Genomic DNA, 17,468 nt, shown 5'->3' on the forward strand with positions numbered 1-17,468 from the left:
ACCCTCAGGAGGTCCGATGCGCGTCGGAGTGCTCACCGGCGGGGGCGACTGCCCCGGTCTGAACGCGGTCATCCGGGCGGTCGTCCGCAAGGGCGTCCGCGAGTACGGCTTCGAGCTGGTCGGCTTCCGCGACGGCTGGAAGGGGCCGCTCGAGGGGCTGACCATGGAGCTGGGCATCGAGCAGTGCCGCGGCATCCTCCCGCGCGGCGGCACGATCCTCGGCTCCTCGCGCACCAACCCCTTCGCGATCGAGGGCGGCGTCGAGCGGATCAAGGACAACCTCGCCGCGCACGGCGTCGACGCGCTCGTGGCGATCGGCGGCGAGGACACCCTCGGCGTCGCCACGAAGCTGGCCGAGCTCGACGTCCAGGTGGTCGGGGTGCCGAAGACGATCGACAACGACCTCTCGGGCACCGACTTCACCTTCGGCTTCGACACGGCCGTCAACATCGCGACCGAGGCGATCGACCGGCTGCACACCACCGCCGAGTCCCACCACCGCGTGCTCGTCGTGGAGGTCATGGGCCGCCACGCCGGGTGGATCGCCCTGCACGCCGGCATCGCGGGCGGCGCCAGCGCCGTGCTGATCCCCGAGCAGCCCTTCGACATCGACAAGGTCTGCGCCCACGTCGAGACGCGGTTCCAGAGCGAGTACGCCCCGGTCATCGTGGTCTCCGAGGGCGCCGTCCCGGTCGAGGGCGGCGACATGACGCTGGTGTCGGGGGAGAAGGACGCCTTCGGCCACGTGCGGCTCGGCGGCATCGGCGACCGGCTCGCGGCGGAGATCGAGGCCCGCACGGGCAAGGAGGCCCGGGCGGTCGTCCTGGGCCACGTCCAGCGCGGCGGCACGCCCACGGCGTTCGACCGCTGGCTGGCCACGCGGTTCGGCCTGCAGGCGATCGACGCGGTCGCCGACGGCGACTTCGGGACGATGATGGCGCTGCGCGGCACGAAGATCGTCCGCGTCCCGCTCTCCGAGGGCACCGCCGAGCTCAAGGTGGTCAGCCCCGAGGAGTACGCCGAGGCGCAGGTCTTCTTCGGGTAGCCGCGAGGGGTCCGCGGGCCGCGTCGGACGGAGGGCGTCAGAGCACCAGGTCGACGACCAGCGCCCGGTGGTCCGAGAGCGCCATCTCGCGGGCCTCGGTCGCCCGGACCGAGACGTCGCCGTCGGCGAGCACGTGGTCCAGCTGCTCGCCGGGCGCGTGCGAGGGGAACGTCGGGTGCGCGGCCAGGGCACGCATCCGCGTCGTGCGGACCGCGCGCTCGCCGTCCATGTTGAGGTCCCCGACGACCACCAGCGGCCGCTGGGAGGTGTCGAGGGAGGAGACCAGCGAGCGCAGCTGGCGACCGTTCCACCACGGCACGAACGACAGGTGGGTGTTGGCGACGGTGATGACGCCGCTGCCCGTCGCCCCACCGGTCTCGACGTCGGCGGCCACGGCGACCCGCGGCTCGTCCTGGACCAGGGTCGGCAGCAGGCTGTCACGGAACTTCATCGGCACGCGGGTGCGCAGCACCGGGAGCCGGATGATCTGCCAGGCCCGCACCGGGCGTCGGCTGAGCAGCGCGATGCCGTACGCCGCAGCGTCGGGCTGCTCCTCGCCGGTCGCCGCGACCCAGGTCGCACCCGGGCTGCCGCTGAGCGCCGCCACGAACCGGCTGTCGGTCGCGCCCATCGCCTCGGCCGCGACGGCCGTCAGGTCGGCGTGCCCCGACCGGGGCTGGTTGCGGTCTACCTCCTGCAGCGCGAGCACGTCGGCGTCCAGGGAGCGCACGGCCGCGGCGAAGGCGTCCACGTCGACGTGGTCGTCGGCCGGGTGGCGTCCGTTGAGGATGTTGAAGGTAACCAGGCGCATCGGACGGCCGTGTACCCGTGCCGCCCGACGGGTACACCGCTCGGCGTGAGCCACGGCATCCCGGACCTCCACCCCCTGCGGGAGGCGCTCAAGCGGGTCGCGGTGACCCTCAAGCAGGGCGACGTGCCCTTCGCGCTGGCCGGTGGGTACGCCCTGTGGGCGCGCGGCGGGCCGGAGCCCGAGCACGACGTCGACTTCGTCGTCGCCGAGGACGACGCCCCGCAGGCGGCCGAGCTGCTCGCCGCGGAGGGGCTCGACGTCGTCCAGCCGCCGGAGGACTGGCTGTTCAAGGTCTTCGTCGACGGCGCGATGGTCGACCTGCTGTTCCGGACCAACGGGGTCCCGGTCCAGCGCGAGGTGCTGACCCACGTCGACCAGATCGAGGTGGAGTCGGTGCAGATGCCGGTGCTCTCGGCGACCGAGCTGATGGGGCAGCGGCTCAACGCGATGGAGGAGCACGCCTGCGACTTCGGCAGGACGCTCCCTGTCGCGCGGGCGGTGCGCGAGCAGGTCGACTGGGAGCAGGTGCGCGCCGACACCGCCGCGAACGACTTCGCCGTGGCCTTCCTGGTGCTGCTCGAGCGGCTCGGGGTCATCGACGCCGTCGACGCGGCCGCCTGACCCCGCCGCCCGACCCGGCCGCGGCGGATCCGGCGCGGACCCTGGCGGTCTGGTCCCCGGCATGGCACGGTGTTTTCCCAGGTGATCGCCGGGGCAAGGGAGCCGCATGAGCACGGGAGCCACCACCACCGAGTCCACCACCGCATCGGGTGAGCCCGAGCTGAAGCGGGTGATGGGGCCTCGGCTCCTGCTCCTCTTCATCGTCGGCGACATCCTCGGCGCGGGCGTGTACGCCGTCACCGGGCAGATGGCGGGGGTCGTCGGCGGCATCGTGTGGCTGCCGTTCCTCGTGGCCTTCGCGGTCGCGACGCTGACCGCGCTGTCCTACCTCGAGCTGGTCACCAAGTACCCGCAGGCCGCGGGTGCCGCGCTCTACTCCCACAAGGCCTTCGGCATCCACTTCGTGACGTTCCTGGTCGCGTTCGCCGTCATCTGCTCGGGCATCACCAGCGCCTCGACCTCGGCGAACGTGCTGGCGCAGAACCTCACCGGCGGCCTGGTCGCCAACGAGTGGCTGGACTCCGAGCCGAGCACCGGCGTCATCACCGCGATCGCGCTCGGCTTCATGCTGCTGCTCGCGCTGATCAACCTGCGTGGCGTCGGGGAGTCGGTGAAGTTCAACGTCGTGCTCACCCTGATCGAGATCACCGCGCTCGCCATCGTGATCGGCGTCGGCGTCTACGCGATGACGCAGGGCAAGGCCGACTACGACCGGATCGTCACCTTCGAGGACTCCGGCGACAAGGGGCTGTTCCTCGCCGTCACCGCCGCCACGTCGATCGCGTTCTTCGCCATGGTCGGCTTCGAGGACTCGGTCAACATGGTCGAGGAGACCAAGGACCCCGAGCGGATCTTCCCGCGCACGATGATCACCGGCCTCGGCATCGCGGTGATCATCTACATGCTCGTCGCCGTCTCGACCGTGGCGGTGCTGACCTCCGACCAGATCGCCAACGCTCCCGACGGCCGGGCCCTGCTCGAGGTGGTCCGGGTCGGCGCCCCCGACTTCCCGATCGACCGGATCTTCCCGTTCCTCGCGGTCTTCGCCGTCGCCAACACCTCGCTGATCAACATGCTGATGGCCAGCCGCCTGCTCTACGGCCTGGCCCGCCAGGACGTCCTCCCGCGGACGCTGGGCAAGGTCTCGCACAAGCGCCGCTCGCCGTACGTCGGCATCGCCTTCTCCACGGTCCTGGCCCTCGCCCTCATCGTGTACGTCGCCAACCGCGCCGAGGACGAGGTGGTCGTCAACCTCGCCAGCGTCACCTCGCTGCTGCTCCTCGGCGTCTTCACGATCGTCAACGTCGCCTGCCTGGTGCTGCGCCGCGACGGCCAGCGCGGCGGCTTCCGGTCCCCGGGGATCACCCCGGCGATCGCCGCCCTGGCTACTGCGTTCCTCCTCGGTCCCTGGGTGGACCGGGAGCCGATCGTCTACGAGATCGCCCTCGGGCTGCTGGTCATCGGCATCGTGCTGTGGGCGCTGACGTGGCTGACCAACCGCGGCGTGCGCGCGAAGAAGACCGGCTTCCGCGACATCGAGCACATGGAGGACTGAGCCGGGGGCCCGGGGCCCCGTCTCGGGCCGGTCCGCTGATGCGGGGGGCGCCCCGGCCCGGACGTACCCTGGACCGGTGAGCATCCCCGACCTCGCGACCCTGCACGCGCTGGGCCCCGCCCAGCAGCCGACGTACCCCGACTCGGGCGCCGTCGACGCCGCGGTCGCCACGCTGCGCACCGCCCCGCCCCTCGTCTTCGCCGGCGAGTGCGACGACCTCAAGGAGAAGATCGCCGCCGTCACGCGCGGCGAGGCGTTCCTCCTCCAGGGCGGCGACTGCGCCGAGACCTTCGCCGGCGTCACCGCCGACAACGTGCGCAACAAGCTGCGCGTGCTGCTGCAGATGGCCGTCGTGCTGACGTACGCCGCGTCGGTGCCGGTGGTCAAGGTCGGCCGGATCGCGGGGCAGTATGCCAAGCCGCGCTCCTCGGACTTCGAGACCCGCGACGGCGTGACGCTCCCCGCCTACCGAGGGGACGCGGTCAACGGCTTCGACTTCACCCCCGAGTCGCGCGTGCCGGACCCGCAGCGCCTCGTCGACGTCTACAACAGCTCCGCGGCCACCCTGAACCTGGTGCGCGCGTTCACCACCGGCGGCTACGCCGACCTGCGCCAGGTCCACACCTGGAACACCGACTTCGTCAAGGAGTCGCCGGTCGGCCAGCGCTACGAGGCGGTCGCCAACGAGATCGAGCGCGCCCTGACGTTCATGTCCGCGATCGGCGCCGACCCCGACGAGTTCCACCGGGTCGACTTCCACTCCAGCCACGAGGCGCTGGTGCTGGAGTACGAGCACGCCCTGACGCGCATCGACTCGCGCACCCAGATGCCCTACGACGTCTCCGGCCACATGGTCTGGATCGGCGAGCGCACCCGCCAGCTAGACAACGCCCACGTCGAGCTGCTCAGCCACATCCGCAACCCGATCGGCGTCAAGCTCGGCCCGTCCACCACCCCGGACGACGCGCTCGCGCTGGCCGCGCGGCTCAACCCGCTCAACGAGCCGGGCCGGCTGACGTTCATCACCCGCTTCGGGGCCGGTCGGATCCGCGACGGCCTGCCGCACCTGGTGGAGAAGGTCGCCGCCGAGGGCGTCGAGGTCGCGTGGGTGTGCGACCCGATGCACGGCAACACCTTCGAGGCCAGCTCGGGCTACAAGACCCGCCGCTTCGACGACGTGATCGACGAGGTCCAGGGCTTCTTCGACGTCCACCGCTCGCTGGGCACCTGGCCCGGCGGCCTCCACGTCGAGCTCACCGGTGACGACGTCACCGAGTGCGTCGGCGGCGGCGAGGAGCTGCTCGAGGACGGCCTCGGCGTGCGCTACGAGTCGGTGTGCGACCCGCGCCTCAACCGTGTGCAGTCCCTCGAGCTCGCCTTCCTCGTCGCAGAGATGCTCCGCAAGGCATGATCGACCTCCGCTCGGACACCCTGACCCGTCCGACCGAGGCGATGCGCCAGGCGATGGCGCGCGCCGAGGTGGGCGACGACGTGTACGGCGAGGACCCGACCGTCCTGGCGCTCGAGGAGCGGGTGGCCGAGATGTTCGGCCACGAGGCCGCGCTGTTCATGCCGACCGGCTCGATGGCCAACGTGCTGGCCGTCCGGGCGCTCGTGCAGCCGGGGCAGGAGGTGCTCTGCGAGGCCTCCGCGCACATCGCGCGCGCCGAGCTCGGCGCCCACGCGGCGTACAGCGGGATCACGATGCGCACCTGGTTCCACCCGCGCGGCCAGGTCGACCTGGCGATGGTGCGGCAGATGCACGCGCCGGACCTCGGCCCGTTCTTCGTGCGGACCGCGGCGATCTCGGTGGAGTGCACGCACAACTTCGCCGGCGGCGCGGTGCTGCCGATCGAGGACCTGCAGGACCTCCGCGAGCTCGCCACCGCGGCCGGGTCGACCGTCCACGTCGACGGCGCGCGGATCTGGAACGCCCACGTCGCGACCGGCACGCCGTTCGCGGAGTACGGCGCCGTCGCCGACGTCATGGCCGTCTGCCTGTCCAAGGGGCTCGGCGCCCCGGTCGGCTCGCTGACGATCGGGTCGGCCGACGTGATCGCCGAGACCCGCGTGTGGCGCAAGCGGATGGGTGGCGGGATGCGCCAGGTCGGGGTCCTCGCGGCCGCCGGGCTGCACGCCCTGGACCACCACGTCGAGCGGCTGGCCGACGACCACGCGCACGCGCGGCTGCTGGCGGAGGCCTGCGGCGTCGACCCCGCGACCGTGGACACCAACATCGTGGTCGTGCCGCGCCCCGACGCGCCCGAGTTCGTCGCCCGCGCCGCCGAGGCGGGCGTCCGCGTCTCCATGGTCGGCCCGGCCACGGTCCGGCTGGTCACCCACCTCGACGTCACCCGTGCGGACGCCGAGAAGGCCGCCGTCACCCTCGGGGCCCTCTGACCCTGCGCCTCCGCGGCCGCCGGCCGGTCGCCGGCAGCGGCGGCCTGTCAGCCGGGCAGGCCGACGACCGACAGCTCGCTGATCGCGGTGTAGTCGCGCCCGGCCCGGCCGGAGCCGGGGGAGCTGACCTCGACCAGGCGCAGCCGCAGCCGCTCGGTCGTGATGGCGCCGACCTCGGTGGTCTGCACCGAGCGCGACTCGATGAGGCGCTGGGGGACGACGGTCCCGTCGTCGAGCACCCACTCGACGGCGAGGACCCGCCGGTTGCCGGTGTACCAGTCGAGCACGCCGCCGCGGCCGCCGCGGGCGCGCTTGGCGTAGCCGTTGACGAGGCCCACCCGGGTCACGGTCGTGGGCCGGTCCAGGCGGATGACCAGCTCGGAGCCGGTGCCGTCGCCGCGCATCCGCCACGCGGTGGTGCGGTCGCCGTCGAGCAGGTTCCCGGCGTCGTACGCCGTGCGGGTGCCGTCGAGCCCCTGGCTGACCGGCGCGGTGGCCGGGACCGCCACCCGGGCCTCGGCCGTGACGTCCTCGGGGTCGCGGGGCTTGGGCTTCCGGCTCAGCTCGCCCGCCGGGCGCCGGGGCTGGGGGTCGGGTGCCGTCGGCGAGGACGAGGTGCTCGGGACGGCCGGGGCGGAGGAGGCCGCGTCGTCCGCCGTGGAGGAGGTGGCCTCGTCCGCCGGCTCGTCGCCACCGAGGACGAGCGCGGTCCCGATGCCGCCGAGGAGCGCGAGCGTCGCGACTCCGGCCGCCCACGGCAGCCACGTGCCCCGGGCGCCCCGCGTGCCGCCGGCGGCTCCGGCCGCACGGGCGCCGCGCCGCTCACCGGGGTCGGTGACCGGCGCGGCCTCGTCGGCGTACAGGGGATAGCGCGGCGCGGGCGGGACGTCCTTGACCGCCGGTCGCTCCGCGGTGTCGGTGCGCCAGTCGGACATGTCCGGGCCCTCGACTGGCCGGCCGCAGCCGGGACAGGCGCGACCCGGTCCGAGCCGCGTGCCGCAGGCCGTGCAGTACTCCACGGGGGTCGAGCGTAGCGAGCGGCCCCCGCGGACCGGTCAGGCCGTCCGGCTCAGCTCGGCGGAGTCGACCCGGCCGACCATCGGCGGGAGCCGGCGCACGGCCTGGGCCAGCTCGCGCAGCTCGTTGCCGAGCAGCGCCTGCGGGCCGTCGCACAGCGCGGTCTCCGGCTCGGGGTGCACGTCGACGATGATGCCGTCGGCGCCCACGGCCACCGCTGCCCGCGACAGCGGCACGACCAGGTCCTTGCGGCCCGCCGCGTGACTGGGGTCCACGATGACGGGCAGGTGGCTGGTGGCCTGCACGACCGGCACCGCGGAGATGTCGAGGGTGTTGCGGGTGGCCGGCTCGAAGGTGCGGATGCCGCGCTCGCAGAGGACGACGTCGAGGTTGCCGCGCTGGGCGATGTACTCCGCCGCCATCAGCCACTCCTCGATGGTCGCGGTCATGCCGCGCTTGAGCAGCACCGGCTTGCCGGCCCGGCCCACGGCCTGGAGCAGCCCGAAGTTGGCCATGTTCCGGGTGCCGATCTGCAGCATGTCGGCGTGCTCGGCCACGACGCCGACGTCGCGGGCGTCGACCACCTCGGTCACCACGGGGAGGCCGGTCGCCTGCCCGACCTCGGCGAGGATCTCCAGGCCCCGGACCCCCAGGCCCTGGAAGGCGTACGGCGAGGTGCGCGGCTTGTAGGCCCCGCCCCGCAGGATCGTGGCGCCGGCGCCCTTGGCCATCTGCGCCGCGGCGAGCGTCTGCTCCGGGGTCTCCACCGCGCACGGACCGGCCATGAAGGTGAAGGTGTCCGGGCCGATCGGCACCTGGCGGCCGGCCGGGCCCACCCAGACGGTGCTGCGCTCGGGGTGGTGCTGGCGGCTGACCAGCTTGTAGGGGTCGGAGATGCGGTGGACGTCGGCGACCCCGGGGAGGGTGCGCAGGTTGAGGTGGTGGAAGGACTCGATGTCGCCGACCAGACCGATGATGGTCCGGACGACGCCCTTGCTGACGAAGGCCTCACCGCCGACGCCCTCGACGCGGGCGACGACGTTCGCGACGTCGGAGTCGGTGGCGTCCGGGGACATGACGACGACCATGGTGTTCCTCTTTCTCGAGCGGCCCGGACGGCTCCGGCCCCCGAGACGCGCAACGCCCCGCTGGCCGGAGCCGGGGGCGTTGGATGGAGTGCGGCGTACCTAGGACAGGACGGCCGGCACGGGTGCTCCCGGCTGGCGTCCAAAGAAATAGGTGCGCGTCACGAGCAGGAACCTAGCCGCCCGGCCCGGCGCGGCCCGCGGGCTTTTCCACCATGTGGGACCGGTGGGTCAGAAACCGGGGCTCAGACGACCAGGTGCTGGACCTCGCCCTCGACCTTGCGCCGGGGGAGCGCCTCGACCACCAGCATCGCGGCGAGCACCATCAGGCCGCCGGCGACCATCCGGCCGGTGACCGACTCACCGCCGAGGAGGACGGCGAAGAAGGCCGCGAAGACCGGCTCGATGCTCATGATGATCGCGGTGCGGGTCGGTGCGAGGTGGGCCTGCGCCCAGGTCTGGCCGATGAGGGCGAGCGCGCCGGCGAAGAGCGCCATGTAGACGACCGAGAGCCAGTCGGCCGGCGTCGGCGGCAGCACGATCCCGTCCGGTGCGGTGGCGACAAGGCAGACGACGGCGATCACCAGCAGCTGCACGATCGACATGCCGAGCGCCTCCCGGGCGTTCGACCAGGCGCCCAGCCCCACGATGTGCAGCGCGTAGAGCACGGCGCTGACCAGCGTGATCGCCTCGCCGTACCCCAGCGAGAGGCCGTCGAGGGTGAGCACGCCGAGCCCGGCGGTGGCCAGCGCGACGGCGGCCCAGGTGGCCCCCGAGATCCGCGAGCGGAGCAGCAGCGCCGCTAGGAGCGGGGTGAGCACGACGTACATGCCGGTGATGAAGCCCGAGACCGACGCCGCGGTGTGCGCGAGGCCGGCGGTCTGCAGGATCTGCGCGACGCCGTACACGCCGCCGAGCACGAGCGCGTTGCGCCGGGAGGCGGGGGAGAGCCGCAGCACGGCGCGGGGCGCGACGAGCACCATCACGACGCCGGCGATCGCGAACCGGACCGCCAGGAAGTCCAGCGTCGGCACCCGGTCGAGGAGGTCCTTGATCAGGAAGAACGTCGACCCCCAGCAGGCGGTCATCGCCAGGAGCGCGACCGTCGCGAGCAGGGTGGTGCGCCGCTCGGTCACCCCAGCGCCTTGGCGCGCAGCTCCTGCAGCACCTGCACGTCGCCGCCGACCTCCCGCGACCCGGGTGTCTCGGCCACGAACGGCACGCCCTCGGTCGCGGGGTGGGCGAAGAGCTCGAGGAACGGCTCGACGCCGATGTGGCCGGCGCCGATGCTCTGGTGCCGGTCCTTGAACGCCCCGCGGACGTCCATCGAGTCGTTGGCGTGGACCAGCCGCAGGCGGCCGGGCCCGGCGACCTCGACGAGCCGGTCGAGGGTGGCCGCGGCGCCGCCCGGCTCGTCCAGCGGCGCGCCCGCGGCGAAGACGTGGCAGGTGTCGAGGCAGATGCCGACCTTCGGGTGGTGCTCGAGCGCCGCGAGGTACGGCGCGAGGTCGTCCACCCCTGCGCAGAGCGAGCGCCCCTGCCCGGCCGTGGGCTCGAGCAGCAGCCAGGGCGCGTCGCCGGCGGGGTCGTCCTCCAGGGTGTCCAGGAGCGGCAGCAGGCCCTCGCGGACCTGGCGCAGGGCGGCGTCGTACCGCTCGCTGGTGTCGTCGGGCGCGACGTAGGACCCGGTGTGCACGACCACGCCCTCGGCTCCGATCTCGGCCGCGCGCCGCAGGTTGTGCGCGACGCTCGCGACCGAGCGCTCGTAGGTGAGCGCGGTGGGGGAGCCGAGGTTGACGAGGTACGGCGCGTGCACGAACACCCGCGTGCCGCGCCGCTCGACCTCCGCCCGGAACGCCGCGTCCTCCGCGGGCCGGCCGGCGCTCAGCGCCCAACCGCGGGGGTTGCCGCAGAAGACCTGGAAGGTCTCGCACCCGAGCTCGTCGGCCGAGGCCAGGGCGCCTGCGACCAGGCCCCTGCCGACGACGACGTGGGTGCCGACGGGGTTCCTCGAGACGAGCTGGTCCGGGTCGAGCACCCGCGGAGATTACCCGCTCAGATGAGCGTGAGCGTGATCGTCGAGCCCTTCGGCACCTCGGCACCGGCGCCGGGGTCGGTGGAGAAGACGTAGCCCAGGCCGAGGTAGCCGAAGGCCTTGCGGGTCTCGACCCGGAAGCCGAGGGCCTCGAGCTCCGTGGTGGCCGCGTCGACGCCGGACGCCTTGACGTTCGGGACGGTGACGAGCTCCGGGCCGAGGGAGACCACCAGGGCCACCGTGTCGCCGCGGTAGAGGGTCGTCCCGACCGGGTCCTGGCTGATGACGTCGCCCTCGGCGACGGTGTCGGAGTGCTCCTCCTCGACGACCTCGACGACCAGCCCCTGCTTCTCCATCCGCTCGCGGGCGGTGCCGGCGTCCTTGCCGGTCCAGTCCTTGACGGTGATCGGCTTGCGGCCCTTGGAGACCACGAGGTCCACGACGGACCCCGGACGCAGCGTCGTCCCGGGCTCGGGGTCGCTCGCCATCACGACGCCCTCGTCGACGTCCTCGGACCACTTCAGCCGCGACCCGCCGAACTCCAGCTTGAGCTCGGCGAGCACGTCCTGCGCCTCGTCCTCGGTCAGGCCTCGCAGCTTCGGGACGTCGTAGAACTCCTCGCCCTTGCTGATCGTCACGGTCACCGTGCCGCCGTCGAGCACCCGGTCGCCGGCCGCGGGGTCGGTGGACACCACCTCGCCGGCGGGCACCGTGCGCGAGAACGCCCGCGGGCCGACCTCGGCCTCCAGACCGGCGGCCTCGAGGCGCTCGACCGCGGCGGTCCGGTCCAGCCCGATCACGCCCGGCGTGGTCGTCCAGCGCGCGAACCCGAACCACCAGGCACCCGTGCCCACCCCGGCCGCGAGGAGCACGGCGAGGACGAGCGCGAGCAGGCCCCTCCGGGACCGGCGGGTACGCCGCGGGGCGGGCTCGACGGGCACCCGGACGGTCGTGGTCCGCTCGGTCGGCGGCGGCGCGGTCGGCGAGGTGACCGGGCCGGGCGCGAGCAGCGCCGCCATCTCCTCGTCGTCCCAGGTGCCGTCGGGACGGGCGCCCTCGAGCGGGTCGGCCGCCGTGTCGGCGGTGCGCGAGACCGCGCCGACGCCGCCGGTCCCGGCCGCCTCGGCCCGCTCGACGGCGGGCGGCACCTCGGTCGGGCGCATCAGCAGCTGGGTGTGCTCGGCGGTGTCGCCGGCCACCGGGGGCCGCGGCATCAGGTCGGCCACCAGGTCGGGGTCGTCGTCGACCCCGGTCGCCACGGCGGTGGCCACCCGGCGCAGCTGGTGCAGCAGCACGCCGGCGTCGGCGGGCCGCTGCCCGCGGTCGCGGGCGGTCGCGCGGGCCACCAGCGCGTCGACGTACGCCGGCAGGCCGCGGACCAGGGTCGAGGGGAGCGGGACGTCCTCGTGGACGTGCTTGTAGGCGACCTGGATCGGCGACTCGCCCTCGTGCGGCTTGCGGCCGGTGAGGAGCTCGAAGAGCAGGACGCCGGCGGCGTACACGTCCGCGCGGGCGTCCGCACGGCCGTCGACGACCAGCTCGGGGGCCAGGTAGGAGACGGTGCCGATGAGCACGCCACCGGTCGCGGTGTGCTGGGTGTCGGCGCTGACGGCCTTGGCCAGCCCGAAGTCGGCGACCTTCACGACGGTCGCGCCGGTGTCGGCGTCGGTGGCGATGAGGACGTTCTCGGGCTTCACGTCGCGGTGGACCAGGCCGGCCCGGTGCGCGGCGGCCAGCGCGGAGAGCACCGGCTCGAGCAGCGCCAGCGCCCGCGCCGGGGGCATCGGGCTCTCCTTGGCGATGACGTCGCGCAGGGTGTGCCCGGCCACGAGCTCCATGACGAGGAACACCACGCCGTCGTCGTCGCCCTGGTCGTGGACGCCCACGACGTTCGGGTGCGAGAGCCGCGCGGCGGCGCGGGCCTCCCGCACGAAGCGGGCGGCGAACTCCTCGTCGTCGCCGAGGCCCGGGTGCATCACCTTGACCGCCACGGTGCGGTCCAGGCGGAGGTCGGTGGCCTCGTGGACGCTGGCCATGCCGCCGCGGGCGATGCGCGGGCCGATCCGGTAGCGCCCGTCGAGCAGGCGGCCGTCCAGCCGCTGCCCCGCCGGCGGGCGTCCCGTGGGGTCGGCCGAAGGCGCGTCCGAGCCCGACCGGGCATGACGGTGTGGCGTCACGGCGACCCTCCTGCGTGCCGAGGGGGGAAGTCCTCGACGGGGACATCGTACGGAGGGCGGCGCCTCCGGCGGGTTGAGCCGGGCCCCCGGCGTGGCGCGGAGCACGGCGCCCGGATGGGAGGATGTGCCCCATGACCGAGGACATCCCGCTCGCCGACCACGACCTCGCCGCCCTCGTGCCCGAGTGGATCGACTGGGCCGAGGCCGCCCGCCGGCTCGGCGTCACCGTCGGCAAGGTCCGCACGATGATCCGCGACCACGAGCTCGCCGCCGCCGTGCCCGCTCCGGGCGCCGGCCAGCAGGTCCCGGCCGACTTCATCCAGGACGGCTTCCCGGTCAAGGGGCTGCCCGGGCTGCTGACCGTGCTGCACGACGGCGGGTACGACGATCGCGAGTGCATCGCCTGGCTCTTCCTCGACCAGGCGCTGCCGGGCCGGCCCATCGACGCGCTGCGCGAGAACCGCGGCTCGGAGGTCAAGCGCCGCGCCCAGGCGATGGCCTTCTGAGCCTGCGCGTGCCCCGCACCAGCGCCCGCACGCGAGCCGTCGCGTCACTGGTCGTCGTCGTCCTGCTCGTCGTCCTCGGCGCGCTCGTCACCGGCGGCGACCCGGCCGCGCCGGACCGCGCCACCGACGCGGGCACGGGGACGACCCGCACCGGGTCCTCGGGGCTGCCCACGGTCGGGCTCGCCGACCTCCCCGTCGAGGCGCAGGAGACCGTCGAGCTGATCGAGGACGGCGGTCCGTTCCCCGAGCCCGCGCACGACGGCACGGTCTTCCACAACTACGAGGGGCTGCTCCCGGAGCGCCGGGACGGCTACTACCGGGAGTACACCGTCCCCACCCCCGGCCTCGGGCACCGCGGGCCGCGGCGGATCGTGGCGGGGGAGCCGCGGGAGTACTACTGGACCGAGGACCACTACGCGACCTTCGCCGAGGTCCTGCCGTGAGCGAGGGCACGTGAGCGGCCTCGCGGCGCTGCTGGCCGGGCGGGTCCGGCCGGGCGTGCACCGGTGGGAGGCGGCCTCCGACGTGCCCGACGTGCGGCACACGGTCGAGCACGCCGGTTGGCGGTTCGCCCACCTCGACGGCTGGGTCCACCCGACCCGCGCGGAGACGCTCGAGGCGCTCGGCGAGGCACTGGCGCTGCCGGACTGGTGGGGCCGCAACCTCGACGCACTCGCCGACTGCCTGCGTGACCTCGACACCGACCGGACCGTGCTGCTCTGGGACGGCTGGGGCCCGCTGGCCCGCGAGGACCCGCGGAGCTTCGCGGTCGTGCGCCGGCTGCTCGGCGGCTCCGGCCTCGCGGTCCTGCTGCGCGGCGAGGGTCCCGACGTCGACGTGCCGCTGCTCGACTGAGCGCCGAGCGGCGACGGCACCCCGGAGGAGTCAGACGGTGCGCTGGGTCGCGGCGGCGGCCAGGGCCCGGAGGGCCTCGCGGGCCGCGGGGTCGGCCGTGGCCCGGTCCAGGGCGGCGACCGCGAGGTCGGAGAGCTGCTCGATGACCGCCTCGACCTGGGCGCGGGCGCCCGAGGCGTCGATGATCCCCCGCAGGCGGTCCACGTCGGCCTCGGACAGCGCCGTGCCGAGCGAGCGGTCGAGCAGCGCTGCGTCCGCGGGCGGCGCGGCGTCCAGGGCGAGCGCGACCAGCACCGTCCGCTTGCCCTCGACGAGGTCGTCGCCGGCCGGCTTGCCGGTGGTCGCCGGGTCGCCGAAGACGCCGAGCAGGTCGTCGCGCAGCTGGAAGGCCTCGCCGAGGGGCAGGCCGAACGCCGAGAGCGCGTCCAGCGCGGCCGCGTCGGCGCCGGCGAGCGCGGCGCCGATGTGGAGCGGGCGCTCGATGGAGTACTTCGCGGACTTGTAGCGCAGCACGGTCATCGCGGTGCCGACGTCCGCGCGGCCGCGCGCCTGGACGGAGACGTCGAGGAACTGGCCGGCCACCACCTCCGAGCGGCACAGGTCGAAGACCTCCAGCGCCGGGGCGACCTGCGCGAGCGGCAGCCCGCAGCGGCGCAGCAGCTCGTCGGCCCAGCTCAGCAGCATGTCGCCGAGCAGGATCGCGGCGGCCGCGCCGTACTGCTCGGGGTCACCGGTCCAGCCGGCCGCCCGGTGCTCGGCCTCCAGCTGCCGGTGGGTCGCGGGCCGGCCGCGGCGGGTGTCGGAGGCGTCCATCAGGTCGTCGTGGACCAGCGCGCTGGCGTGCAGCAGCTCCAGGGCGGCGCAGGCGCGGACCAGGGCGTCCTCGTCGGCCGCGGGGGCGATCGCGAGGTGGCCCCACCAGCAGAACGACGCGCGGAACCGCTTGCCGCCGCGGACCGTGGTGCGCGCCTCGGTGATCAGCCGCTCGGCGTCGGGACCCAGCGGCGCCAGCCGGGCCGCCTGCTGGTCCAGGAAGGAGTCGAGCGCCTGCTGCACCCGGTCGCCGAAGGTGCTGGGGTCCCCACCGGTGGCCGTCACGCCGATGAGACTAGAGGGTGGACGGATGCTGACCGGGGGCGGCGCCGACCGTACGCTTCGGGCCATGGTGACCGGACCTGGGCGTTCCCTCGCGGAGATGATCCGCGAGGGCGGCAAGTCGTTCTCGTTCGAGTTCTTCCCGCCCAAGGACGAGGCCGGCGAGCAGCAGCTCTGGGACGCGATCCGCGCCCTCGAGCCCTACCGGCCGACCTTCGTGTCGGTGACTTACGGCGCGGGCGGCTCGACGCGGGACTCCACCGTGCGGGTGACCGGACGGATCGCCCGGGAGACCTCGATGATCCCGATGGCGCACCTGACCTGCGTCGGCCACACGCGCGGTGAGCTCGAGGCGATCCTCGACGCCTACCACGAGGCGGGCGTGCAGCACGTCATGGCACTGCGCGGCGACCCCTCGGACGGGCCGCGATCGCCCTGGACCCCCACCGACGGCGGTCTGACCTACGCCACCGAGCTGGTCGAGCTCGCCCGGTCCCGGGGCGACTTCCGGGTGGGCGTGGCGGCGTTCCCGGAGGGCCACCCCACCGCCGAGTCGCTGGACCACGACGCCGACGTGCTGGTCGCGAAGGCGCGGGCGGGCGCGGAGTTCGCGGTCACGCAGATGTTCTTCCGGGCCCGCGACTACTTCGGCCTCGTCGAGCGCGTCCGCGACCGGGGCGTCGACATGCCGATCCTCCCGGGCATCATGCCGATCCTGAACCTCGCCGCGATCCGCCGGCAGGGCGAGCTGATCGGCGCCGACGTGCCGGCGGAGGTCGTCGCGCGGATCTCGGCCCACGACGGAGACGCCGCCGCGGTGCGCGCCGAGGGCATCACCGTGGCCGCCGAGCTCTGCGAGGAGCTGCTCGCCGGCGGCGCGCCGGGGCTGCACTTCTACACGCTCAACCGCTCCCGGGCGACGCTGGAGATCTTCGACCGGCTCAACGTCTCGGCCTGACCCGGGTCAGGCCGGCCCGACCGCCTGCGCGACCAGGGCGGCCGAGAGGCCGACGTACGGCAGCCCGGCGCCCGGCGTCGCGTGCGCACCGGCGGCGAAGACCCCCGCGACGGGCGTCGTGGGACCGAGCCGCTGCCGCACCGTCGCTCGCCCCTGCCACAGCACGCCCAGGGGCGAGCCGTTCCAGGCGTCGACCAGGTCCCGCGGGCTGCGGTCGACCCGGGTGACCATCCCGGCGCGGACGTCGAGGCCCTGCCGGGCGAGCGCGCGCAGCATGTCCTCGGCGAGCCGGCCGCGCCCGTGCACCGTCCAGGCCGAGGCGCCGTCCGGGGCCCGGCCGCCGGTGCGCACGACCAGCAGCGGGTCGCCGTGGAGCACGACCTCGTGCGGCAGGTGGGGCACCTCGCCCTCCAGCCCGAGGTGGGCGACCACCGGGGGGATGGCCGGCATGGTGCGCTCGACGTGCCGGGCGAGGGTCGGCAGCAGGCGGGGGTCGACCGCCACCACCACGACGTCGGCGTCGACCTGGTCGCCGCCCAGGTCGACGGCCACGACCCGGCCCTCGCGCACGACGAGGTCACGGGCGGTGGTCCCGGTCCGCACGGTGACGCCGCGGGTGCCGAGGCGGTCCGCGAGCGCGTCGGCCAGCCGGGCCATGCCGCCCTCGACCGTCCACGCGCCGAAGCGCTGCTCGACGTACGCCGTCACGCCGGCCCAGGCCGGGACGTTGCGCAGGTCGTGGCCCTCGGCGACGGCCGGGTGCCCGGCGACCAGGGCGAGCCGCTCGTCGCGGAAGACCTTGCGGAGCCGGCGGTGCAGGGTCTCCCGGCTGCCCAGCAGGGCGGCGAGCGGGCGGGAGGGGGCGGCCGCCTCCCACGGGACCTCGAGGTACTCGCGGCGGAGCGTCTCCCACGTGTCGGTGTACGACGCGACGTGGTCCACCCAGCGCCGGCCCAGCCCGGGGCCGAGCTCGTCGAAGGCGGCGACCTGCGCCGCACGGGTGGCCGGGACCGTCACGCGGGTGCCGTCGGCGAACCGGTGCTCACGGACCACGTCGAGCGGCACCAGGTCCAGCTCCCGCTCGACCGGCCGCCCGCTCTTGCGGAACAGGTCGCGCACCACCGCGGGCAGCGTGGTCCAGGTCGGCCCGGCGTCCCACGCGAACCCGTCGGCCTCCACCCGGCCGAGCGCGCCGCCCAGCGTGGGGGAGCGCTCGAGCAGCGTCACGTCGTGACCGAGCTTGGCGAGACGCACGGAGGACGCCAGACCGGCGTACCCGCCTCCCACGACCACCACGCGTGCCACGGG

General features: G+C 74.5%; 17 protein-coding genes. 9 read left to right on the forward strand and 8 right to left on the reverse strand.

Going from position 1 to position 17,468, the window contains the following annotated elements; translation table 11 throughout:
• The first annotated feature begins 16 nt into the window (after positions 1-16).
• Positions 17-1,045, forward strand: coding sequence for a 6-phosphofructokinase (locus tag OSR43_RS07965; protein WP_302270729.1), 1,029 nt, complete (start codon positions 17-19; stop codon positions 1,043-1,045).
• A 37-nt stretch (positions 1,046-1,082) separates the two neighbouring features.
• Here OSR43_RS07965 and OSR43_RS07970 read toward each other — a convergent pair whose 3' ends face one another.
• A complete protein-coding gene (locus OSR43_RS07970; protein WP_302270730.1) occupies positions 1,083-1,856 on the reverse strand; it encodes an endonuclease/exonuclease/phosphatase family protein in 774 nt (257 codons plus the stop codon).
• Between the two features lie 45 nt (positions 1,857-1,901).
• Between OSR43_RS07970 and OSR43_RS07975 the strand changes: the two genes are divergently transcribed.
• The 4 genes from OSR43_RS07975 to OSR43_RS07990 all read left to right on the forward strand — a co-directional run bounded on the left by OSR43_RS07975 (position 1,902) and on the right by OSR43_RS07990 (position 6,432).
• Positions 1,902-2,477, forward strand: coding sequence for a hypothetical protein (locus OSR43_RS07975; RefSeq protein ID WP_302270731.1), 576 nt, complete (start codon positions 1,902-1,904; stop codon positions 2,475-2,477).
• Positions 2,478-2,583: 106 nt separating this feature from the next.
• Positions 2,584-4,032 carry an APC family permease gene (locus tag OSR43_RS07980; protein ID WP_302270733.1) on the forward strand — a complete coding sequence of 483 codons (1,449 nt, stop codon included), beginning with the start codon at positions 2,584-2,586 and terminating at the stop codon, positions 4,030-4,032.
• Positions 4,033-4,108: 76 nt separating this feature from the next.
• The gene (locus OSR43_RS07985) at positions 4,109-5,443 is read left to right on the forward strand and encodes a class II 3-deoxy-7-phosphoheptulonate synthase (RefSeq protein ID WP_302270734.1); all 1,335 of its coding nucleotides are present in this window, start codon (positions 4,109-4,111) and stop codon (positions 5,441-5,443) included.
• Complete coding sequence (locus OSR43_RS07990) at positions 5,440-6,432, forward strand: low specificity L-threonine aldolase (RefSeq protein WP_302270735.1); 993 nt, start codon at positions 5,440-5,442, stop codon at positions 6,430-6,432. Before OSR43_RS07985 ends, OSR43_RS07990 begins: the two co-directional genes overlap by 4 nt.
• 47 nt (positions 6,433-6,479) lie before the next feature.
• Here OSR43_RS07990 and OSR43_RS07995 read toward each other — a convergent pair whose 3' ends face one another.
• From OSR43_RS07995 to pknB, 5 genes are all read right to left on the reverse strand, one after another.
• Positions 6,480-7,367 (reverse strand): hypothetical protein, encoded by an 888-nt coding sequence (locus tag OSR43_RS07995; RefSeq protein ID WP_302270736.1) that lies wholly within the window; start codon positions 7,365-7,367, stop codon positions 6,480-6,482.
• Positions 7,368-7,487: 120 nt separating this feature from the next.
• Positions 7,488-8,537: a 3-deoxy-7-phosphoheptulonate synthase gene (gene aroF / locus OSR43_RS08000; protein ID WP_302270738.1), complete on the reverse strand. Its 1,050-nt coding sequence runs from the start codon at positions 8,535-8,537 to the stop codon at positions 7,488-7,490.
• A gap of 242 nt (positions 8,538-8,779) precedes the next feature.
• Positions 8,780-9,670, reverse strand: a complete 891-nt coding sequence (locus tag OSR43_RS08005; RefSeq protein WP_302270739.1) for a DMT family transporter — start codon at positions 9,668-9,670, stop codon at positions 8,780-8,782.
• Complete coding sequence (locus OSR43_RS08010; RefSeq protein ID WP_302270740.1) at positions 9,667-10,572, reverse strand: deoxyribonuclease IV; 906 nt, start codon at positions 10,570-10,572, stop codon at positions 9,667-9,669. The genes OSR43_RS08005 and OSR43_RS08010 overlap by 4 nt, the downstream gene beginning before the upstream one ends.
• Before the next feature lie 17 nt (positions 10,573-10,589).
• Entirely contained in the window at positions 10,590-12,746 is a 2,157-nt protein-coding gene (gene pknB, locus OSR43_RS08015; protein ID WP_302270741.1) for a Stk1 family PASTA domain-containing Ser/Thr kinase, read from the reverse strand.
• A gap of 131 nt (positions 12,747-12,877) precedes the next feature.
• On the opposite strand from pknB, the gene OSR43_RS08020 reads away from it, so the two are divergent.
• Genes OSR43_RS08020 through OSR43_RS08030 form a run of 3 tightly spaced genes read left to right on the forward strand, consistent with a single transcriptional unit; the run spans position 12,878 to position 14,107 of the window.
• On the forward strand, positions 12,878-13,252 hold the full coding sequence (locus OSR43_RS08020) for an Rv2175c family DNA-binding protein (RefSeq protein WP_302270743.1): 375 nt from the start codon (positions 12,878-12,880) through the stop codon (positions 13,250-13,252).
• Positions 13,253-13,260: 8 nt separating this feature from the next.
• Positions 13,261-13,695 (forward strand): ribonuclease domain-containing protein, encoded by a 435-nt coding sequence (locus OSR43_RS08025; protein ID WP_302270744.1) that lies wholly within the window; start codon positions 13,261-13,263, stop codon positions 13,693-13,695.
• Between the two features lie 10 nt (positions 13,696-13,705).
• On the forward strand, positions 13,706-14,107 hold the full coding sequence (locus OSR43_RS08030; RefSeq protein WP_302270745.1) for a barstar family protein: 402 nt from the start codon (positions 13,706-13,708) through the stop codon (positions 14,105-14,107).
• 30 nt (positions 14,108-14,137) lie between these two features.
• Here OSR43_RS08030 and OSR43_RS08035 read toward each other — a convergent pair whose 3' ends face one another.
• Positions 14,138-15,205 (reverse strand): polyprenyl synthetase family protein, encoded by a 1,068-nt coding sequence (locus tag OSR43_RS08035; RefSeq protein ID WP_302270747.1) that lies wholly within the window; start codon positions 15,203-15,205, stop codon positions 14,138-14,140.
• A 64-nt stretch (positions 15,206-15,269) separates the two neighbouring features.
• On the opposite strand from OSR43_RS08035, the gene metF reads away from it, so the two are divergent.
• Positions 15,270-16,160, forward strand: coding sequence for a methylenetetrahydrofolate reductase [NAD(P)H] (gene metF, locus OSR43_RS08040; RefSeq protein WP_302270749.1), 891 nt, complete (start codon positions 15,270-15,272; stop codon positions 16,158-16,160).
• A gap of 6 nt (positions 16,161-16,166) precedes the next feature.
• On the opposite strand, the gene OSR43_RS08045 is transcribed toward metF, so the two are convergent.
• A complete protein-coding gene (locus OSR43_RS08045) occupies positions 16,167-17,465 on the reverse strand; it encodes an NAD(P)/FAD-dependent oxidoreductase (protein WP_302270750.1) in 1,299 nt (432 codons plus the stop codon).
• Positions 17,466-17,468: the final 3 nt, after the last annotated feature.

This window comes from Nocardioides sp. Arc9.136 (assembly GCF_030506255.1).
In the GTDB taxonomy this organism is placed as follows: Bacteria; Actinomycetota; Actinomycetes; order Propionibacteriales; family Nocardioidaceae; genus Nocardioides.